Origin of the sequence: uncultured Caballeronia sp. (genome assembly GCF_964243625.1) — a bacterium.
GTDB lineage: Bacteria > Pseudomonadota > Gammaproteobacteria > Burkholderiales > Burkholderiaceae > Caballeronia.
Map to the genome: position 1 here is coordinate 1 of NZ_CAXTGZ010000335.1, position 6,686 is coordinate 6,686.

Genomic DNA, 6,686 nt, shown 5'->3' on the forward strand with positions numbered 1-6,686 from the left:
ATAGTACTATTAATATACAACGTGAGCTGATTTTTGATAGCATTGAAACCCTCGTTCCTCACTCACCAGACAATCAGGAGACGCCAGCATGAAAATCACGAAACTCGAAACTTTTATCGTTCCGCCGCGCTGGTGTTTTCTGAAGATCACGACGGACGAAGGCATCGTCGGCTGGGGCGAACCGGTGGTGGAAGGCCGCGCGCACACGGTCGCAGCAGCGGTCGATGAACTCTCGGACTATCTGATCGGCAAGGACCCGCTGTTGATCGAGGATCACTGGCAGGTGATGTATCGCGCGGGGTTTTATCGTGGCGGGCCGATCGGCATGAGCGCGATTGCGGGCGTCGATCAGGCGCTGTGGGACATCAAGGGCAAGCATCACGGCGTGCCCATTCACGCGCTGCTCGGCGGCCAGGTGCGCGACCGCATCAAGGTGTATTCATGGATTGGCGGCGATCGTCCAAGCGATGTCGCGAACAATGCGCGCGCCGTTGTGGATCGCGGTTTCAAGGCCGTGAAGATGAATGGTTCGGAAGAACTTCAGATCATCGATACCTTCGACAAGGTCCAGGCGGTCATTAACAACGTCGCGGCCGTGCGCGAGGCGGTGGGTCCGAATATCGGCATCGGCGTGGATTTCCACGGCCGCGTGCACAAGCCGATGGCGAAGGTCCTCGCGAAGGAACTCGATCCGTTCAAGCTGCTGTTTATCGAAGAGCCGGTGTTGTCGGAGAACGTGGAGGCGTTGCGCGATATCGTGAACCAGACGAGCACGCCGATCGCGCTTGGCGAGCGTCTCTATTCGCGCTGGGACTTCAAGCACATCCTGGCCGGCGGTTATGTGGACATCATCCAGCCGGACGCATCGCATGCGGGCGGGATCACGGAATGCCGCAAGATTGCATCGATGGCCGAAGCCTACGACGTTGCCCTCGCCCTGCATTGCCCGCTTGGGCCGATCGCGCTGGCGACCTGCCTGCAAATCGATGCCGTCAGCTACAACGCCTTCATCCAGGAGCAAAGCCTCGGGATTCACTACAACAAGGGCAACGACCTGCTCGACTACATCAAGAACCCGGAAGTCTTCAAATACGAAGACGGCATGGTGATGATTCCGCAAGGGCCGGGCTTGGGTATCGAAGTGAACGAAGAGAAGGTGCGCGAGATGGCGAAGGTCGGTCACCGCTGGCGCAATCCGGTCTGGCGTCACGCCGATGGCAGCGTTGCAGAATGGTGATCTGAGAATTGCGGCGCACCGTACGATACGGTTGCTTAAGGCATCGTAGAATACGGTTTGTCGAGACAGCGGTTTGTCTTGATGTCGTTACGTAACGCGCTGTTGAACTACGTTCTCGCAGCGCGTTACGCCGTTGAAAAAGGGCGTTCGTAATTCTGGGGAACCCTTTTGCAGCAAGGCTTTGCATGCAGCATCGACGCTTGGCCCGCGTCTTGCATTATCTCGTGTACTGATGTTCCGACCCATGCGCCCGGGAAGAGCGCGACGATAAAGCGAAAGAGTCCAGCATGTACACACTTCCAGACGAATATATCCGCACGCAAATGGCCGTTGGCGCGCTTGTGCTGTTCGGCGTGCTCCGCGTGATCTGCGCCTCGATGGGCGCGCAGTACAACTGGCGGCTGTCGGTCGTCACGAAATGCTTCATTGGCGCTGCGGTGCTGTTTTGCCTGCCGCAACTGGCCGATGTCCTGTTTTCATCGCCCATGTCGCACAAGGCGTTCATCGAGTTGCAGGGCAAGGCAGTCGGCTGCGCGCTGGCGCTGTTCTGCGCGCCTATCGTGAGTCACAGACTCGGTTACGAATAAGCTCGCCAGGCACAACACCCGCCTGCGCTTCATCCCGCCGATGCAAACCCCGGCACGCTGTGCGACAGCACGGCGGCCGCGACAAACACCGCAACGATCAAAACCGCTTCCACCCGCATGACGCCGGTGAACGTGCGGGCATCGACTGTCGATGCCGTGCGCTGCAATCGCGGCAACACGGACCATCGGTTCATTGCGCCGAGCAGCAACGCGGTCGCGACCAGCACCGCTTTCACGACCAGCGCCTGGCCCCACGCGCTTGCTTCGAGCGCTTCTGCCGAACCGCCCAACCCGCGCCAGGCGTTGTAGATGCCGGTCGCTACCACCAGCGAGACGGCGATCACGGACATCGTCGACATCTTTCCGGCCGTGCGAATCAAAAACGCCCGCGCCAGCGATGTCCCCAACGCCGACAACACGCTCCACGCGCCCGCGAACACCACCCCGCCCCATAACGCGGTCGCCAGAAGGTGGACGGTCTGCACGCCTTCGGCCAGCGAAAACGCGCCGGCATCGGCGGCATGGCCAATCGACGCCTTCCCCGCCGCGGCCACGATCGCGCCCACCGCGAACAACCCGAGCCGCGGACTGCCCTTCGCGGTCGCGAACACCATTGCAAAGTTAAGCAGCACGCTGCCGCCAAAGGCGATCGCCCAGCCGATACCCGCATGCGTGCTAGTCACCACGGCGAAAACGGCGGAGAACGCATCGAACAAAGGCTCGCCGCTCATCGATGCCGCCTGCAGCCAGACCAGCATGAGATTCGCCGCGGCCAGCACGACCGCGCCGCCGATGCTCAACCGCCGCGCTTTCTGCCACGCGGCATGGGCGGGCGATTTGGCCTCGACCGCTTTCTCTTTCGATAACCACACGCTCAGCAATCCCGCGCCGAGCGTGCAGGCAAACGCAATATCGGCAAACGCAGCGATAACGACCTGCGACAACCAGAGCGGATCGCCGTTCATGCGCACACCTGCGGAAATTGAGTCATGCTGAAAGCGAACGAGGAAAGTATTGAAAGTTTGGTGGGGTGTCGTGGATCGGCGCAACAGGGCTTCCGGACCGCGAGTCTATCGGAACGGGCACATGGAATGCACGACAAGGACAGTTGCAGGAAATGGTCGAAATCGAGTCGATGCTTTGTCGAACGCAACGCCCCGCCAGTGATTGAAGAGTTTCAAATCCCCTGTCGATCAGTCGCGCGGCAAATTGTCGCGCAGAGGTTGAAAGTCAGCCACAACAGGTCAATGCTCAAATAGTCATCATCAGGCAACGATGATAGAATGCCGCGTCGCATCAGAGGCTCGCAGAGCCAATGTGGCAATGGTTCACCACATATTCGCACCGGGCCGAACGAAGCTCGGCAGGTCCTCGAAATTCATGGAGTGTCGCGTGTCTTCAAGACGCATCTTTCGTCCGTTGCTCGCCCCGCTAATGGCGCTGGCGCTCTTAGGGACTGCCAGCGCTGCCGCCGGCGCCGCCGAAGCTCAAGCCGCCCAGCCCGTCGCGCCGGACACCATGGCAGCACGTGTGCAGGGCTGTACGGCATGTCATGGCGTGCACGGTGAAGGCACGGACAATGACTATTTCCCGCGTCTTGCCGGCAAGCCTGCCGAGTACCTGTACAACCAGTTGCAGAACTTCCGTGAAGGCCGCCGGAAGTATCCGCCCATGAACTACCTCGTCACGTATCTCTCCGACGACTACCTTCACCAGATCGCCACGTATTTCTCGCAACAGCGCCCGCCTTATCCGCAGCCGGCCAAGCCGACCGTGTCGGCATCGACTGTGACGAAAGGCCAGCAGATCGTGCTGAACGGCGACCCGAGCCGCAACATCCCGGCTTGCGCGGCCTGCCACGGCGCGTCGCTCACTGGTATGGAACCGGCTATTCCGGGTCTCGTGGGATTGCACTCCGACTACATCAGCGCGCAGCTCGGCGCCTGGCGTGCGGGCTCGCGTCACGCGAAAGCACCTGACTGCATGCAACAGATCGCATCCCGCCTGACCGACGACGACGTGACCTCTGTCGCCGCCTGGCTTTCCACGCAAACCGCACCGGCCAATCCGGTACCCGCGCCCGCTGGCTCACGCAAGATGCCGCTCGTTTGCGGCAGCGAACCGCAATAAGGCGCGAGGAGCGATAAGAATATGAAACGCAAGTCCCTGTTCGCACTCTCGGCGGTTGTCGTCCTTACGGCTGCCGCAGCCGCTGCCGCCCTCTGGTCGGGTGGCGACGCATTCCATTCGAGCGGCGCTGTCGCCGCCGTGCCCGCCGACCAGACCGAGCTGATCAAGCGCGGTGAGTACCTGGCGCGCGCTGGTGACTGTATTGCCTGCCACACGGTTCGCGGCGGGAAGACGTTCGCGGGCGGCCTGCCCATGCTGACGCCGTTCGGCACCATGTACACGCCGAACATCACGCCGGACGACCAGTACGGTATCGGCAAATGGACATCGGACGATTTCTACCGGTCGATCCATAACGGACGCTCGAAAGACGGCAGCCTGCTTTACCCGGCCATGCCGTTCACGGCTTACACGAAGGTCACGCGCGCCGACTCGGACGCCATGTTCGCGTACATGCGCTCGGTTCCGCCCGTGAACGAACCCAGCCGTCCGCACGAACTGCGCTTCCCGTTCAACCAGCGCAACATGCTGATTGGCTGGCGCGTGCTGTTCTTCCGCGAAGGCGAATTCAAGCCGGATCCCACGAAGTCGGTCGAATGGAACCGCGGTGCTTACCTGATCGAAGGGCTTGGCCATTGCAGCATGTGCCACACCTCGATCAACCCGCTCGGCGGCCCGGTGAGCTCGGCAGCCTTCGGCGGCGGCCTGATTCCGCTGCAGAACTGGTATGCGCCTTCGCTCACGTCGAACAAGGAAGCCGGTCTTGGCGACTGGGACGCGAAGGACATCAACGACCTGTTGAAGACGGGTGTATCGCAGCGTGGCGCCGTATTCGGTCCAATGGCCGAAGTGGTTCACAACAGCCTGCAATACATGACGGACGCGGACATCGGCGCAATGACCACGTACCTCAAGTCGATTCCGCAAAAGAAGGAAGCGCCGGAAACCATGCAGTTCGAGACATCGGAGAAATTCGGTGGCGAGTTGCTGGTCCAGGGCAAGAAGATCTACACGGAAAATTGCGCGAAGTGCCACGCGGAGAACGGTCTCGGCAAGCCGCCGGCTTACCCGCCGCTCGCCAACAACCAGTCCATCCAGATGCAATCGGCCGTGAACCCGATCCGCATGACGCTCAACGGTGGTTATCCGCCGAGCACGGAAGGCAACCCGCATCCGTATGGCATGCCGCCGTTTGCGCAAGCTTTGTCGGATACGGAAGTGGCTGCGGTTGTGACGTACATTCGTATGTCGTGGGGCAACCACGGTACGCCGGTGTCGCCGCAACAAGTGAGCAACCTGCGTTCGGCGCCGCTGGACTGACCGAAAGAGACCAGTTCGACCAGTAGCGTAAAATGCAGTGAAGGGCGCAGGCCTCGCAGTCGGGGCAGCGCCCTTCTTCTTTTTGCGCTCAACTTTTGCACCCGGTATTTGTATGCAGCACCTGTGCGCAATCAAAGCGAGTCGGGGACTATCCGTTCGAGTAGCCGGTCTCGCGGTAAAATACCGGGCGATTGCAGATACATGCGGAAAACGCAGCGCAGGCAGTGAGGATGTTCTTCGATGCACGTTGGTGAGCGGTTCAACAGCGTTACCCATCTTGTCGGCACTGTACTGTCGGTGGCGGGACTTGCAACGCTCGTGACCATGGCATCGCTGGAACGCGATCCGTACAAGATGGTGAGCTTTGCCGTGTATGGCGCCATGCTTCTCGCCTTGTACGCGATTTCAACGCTCTATCACTGGGTCCGCAGCCCGCGGCTCAAGGCTGTATTGCAGAAATGCGATCATTCGGCCATTTATTTGCTGATCGCGGGAAGCTACACGCCGTTCACGCTCGTCACGCTGCGCGGTCCGTGGGGTTGGTCGCTATTCGGGGTAAGCTGGGGGCTTGCTGCTCTTGGCATCGTTCAGGAACTCACGCTCGGGCGCCGAACCCGCAGTGTATCGATGGTGATTTACGTGTTGATGGGCTGGCTCGCGCTCGTAGCCATCCGTCCTCTCGTTACAGCATTACCGCCCGCCGGCACGGCGTGGCTGCTGGCAGGCGGCTTGATCTACAGCGCCGGCATTTACTTTTTCATCAACGACGAGCGCATCCGGCACGGCCATGGCATCTGGCACCTGTTCGTGTTGGGCGGCAGCTTGTGTCAATTCGTCAGCATTGCGCGCTATGTTGCGTGAGCCTGCCCTGATCGGCACTCAATGCCTGATGATTTGAAGCGTGCGCGCTTCAAATGCAACTTAACGCCAGTCAGCGTGTCTTGATAGCGCGTTGATCTTCGCGGCAACTTTCCCGGCGCTCCTGCTTGACTTCAAGCAAGCGCCCCGATCGTCATGCCGCCCGATTTCCTCGATCGTCGTACGCGCGCACCTCATTTGAGGCCTATGCGACAACGCCGGTCGGCATACCGAATCTGTGAACACTTATGTCTTTTGATTCCCTCGGCTTGTCCGAACCCTTGCTTCGCGCGGTCCTTGAACAAGGCTACACCACCCCTACTCCCATCCAGTCGCAGGCCATCCCGGCCGTGCTGAACGGTGGCGACCTGCTGGCAGGCGCGCAGACCGGCACCGGCAAGACGGCCGGTTTCACGTTGCCTATCCTGCAACGTTTGTCCGAGGCAGCCGCCCCTGCGGCCGGCGCCAAGCGCCCGGTTCGTGCGCTCATCCTGACGCCCACGCGCGAACTCGCCGCGCAGGTCGAAGAAAGCGTCCGCACCTACGGCAAGTAC

At 60.8% G+C, this 6,686-nt stretch carries 7 protein-coding genes; 6 read left to right on the top strand and 1 reads right to left on the bottom strand.

Annotated elements, in window-relative coordinates; all coding sequences use genetic code 11:
- Positions 1-88 precede the first annotated feature (88 nt).
- On the top strand, positions 89-1,237 hold the full coding sequence (gene dgoD, locus ACFFAR_RS20770) for a galactonate dehydratase (protein ID WP_031359553.1): 1,149 nt from the start codon (positions 89-91) through the stop codon (positions 1,235-1,237).
- A 287-nt stretch (positions 1,238-1,524) separates the two neighbouring features.
- Positions 1,525-1,824 (top strand): hypothetical protein, encoded by a 300-nt coding sequence (locus ACFFAR_RS20775; RefSeq protein WP_062000699.1) that lies wholly within the window; start codon positions 1,525-1,527, stop codon positions 1,822-1,824.
- Positions 1,825-1,853: 29 nt separating this feature from the next.
- Here the strand turns inward: ACFFAR_RS20775 and ACFFAR_RS20780 are convergent, their stop codons facing one another.
- Complete coding sequence (locus ACFFAR_RS20780) at positions 1,854-2,789, bottom strand: CopD family protein (RefSeq protein WP_174364288.1); 936 nt, start codon at positions 2,787-2,789, stop codon at positions 1,854-1,856.
- A gap of 415 nt (positions 2,790-3,204) precedes the next feature.
- On the opposite strand from ACFFAR_RS20780, the gene ACFFAR_RS20785 reads away from it, so the two are divergent.
- The 4 genes from ACFFAR_RS20785 to ACFFAR_RS20800 form a co-directional block, all read left to right on the top strand.
- Positions 3,205-3,954, top strand: a complete 750-nt coding sequence (locus ACFFAR_RS20785; RefSeq protein WP_061998560.1) for a cytochrome c — start codon at positions 3,205-3,207, stop codon at positions 3,952-3,954.
- Positions 3,955-3,975: 21 nt separating this feature from the next.
- On the top strand, positions 3,976-5,274 hold the full coding sequence (locus tag ACFFAR_RS20790) for a cytochrome c (RefSeq protein WP_062169307.1): 1,299 nt from the start codon (positions 3,976-3,978) through the stop codon (positions 5,272-5,274).
- Between the two features lie 240 nt (positions 5,275-5,514).
- Complete coding sequence (locus ACFFAR_RS20795) at positions 5,515-6,135, top strand: hemolysin III family protein (protein ID WP_375508373.1); 621 nt, start codon at positions 5,515-5,517, stop codon at positions 6,133-6,135.
- A 245-nt stretch (positions 6,136-6,380) separates the two neighbouring features.
- Positions 6,381-6,686, top strand: a 306-nt coding sequence (locus tag ACFFAR_RS20800) for a DEAD/DEAH box helicase (RefSeq protein ID WP_375508374.1), incomplete at its 3' end; no start/stop codon positions are given.

Coding starts and splice junctions, on each gene's coding strand:
- dgoD (WP_031359553.1), top strand. CDS start 89: ATGAAAATCACGAAACTCGAAACTTTTATCGTTCCGCCGCGCTGGTGT.
- ACFFAR_RS20775 (WP_062000699.1), top strand. CDS start 1,525: ATGTACACACTTCCAGACGAATATATCCGCACGCAAATGGCCGTTGGC.
- ACFFAR_RS20780 (WP_174364288.1), bottom strand. CDS start 2,789: ATGAACGGCGATCCGCTCTGGTTGTCGCAGGTCGTTATCGCTGCGTTT.
- ACFFAR_RS20785 (WP_061998560.1), top strand. CDS start 3,205: ATGGAGTGTCGCGTGTCTTCAAGACGCATCTTTCGTCCGTTGCTCGCC.
- ACFFAR_RS20790 (WP_062169307.1), top strand. CDS start 3,976: ATGAAACGCAAGTCCCTGTTCGCACTCTCGGCGGTTGTCGTCCTTACG.
- ACFFAR_RS20795 (WP_375508373.1), top strand. CDS start 5,515: ATGCACGTTGGTGAGCGGTTCAACAGCGTTACCCATCTTGTCGGCACT.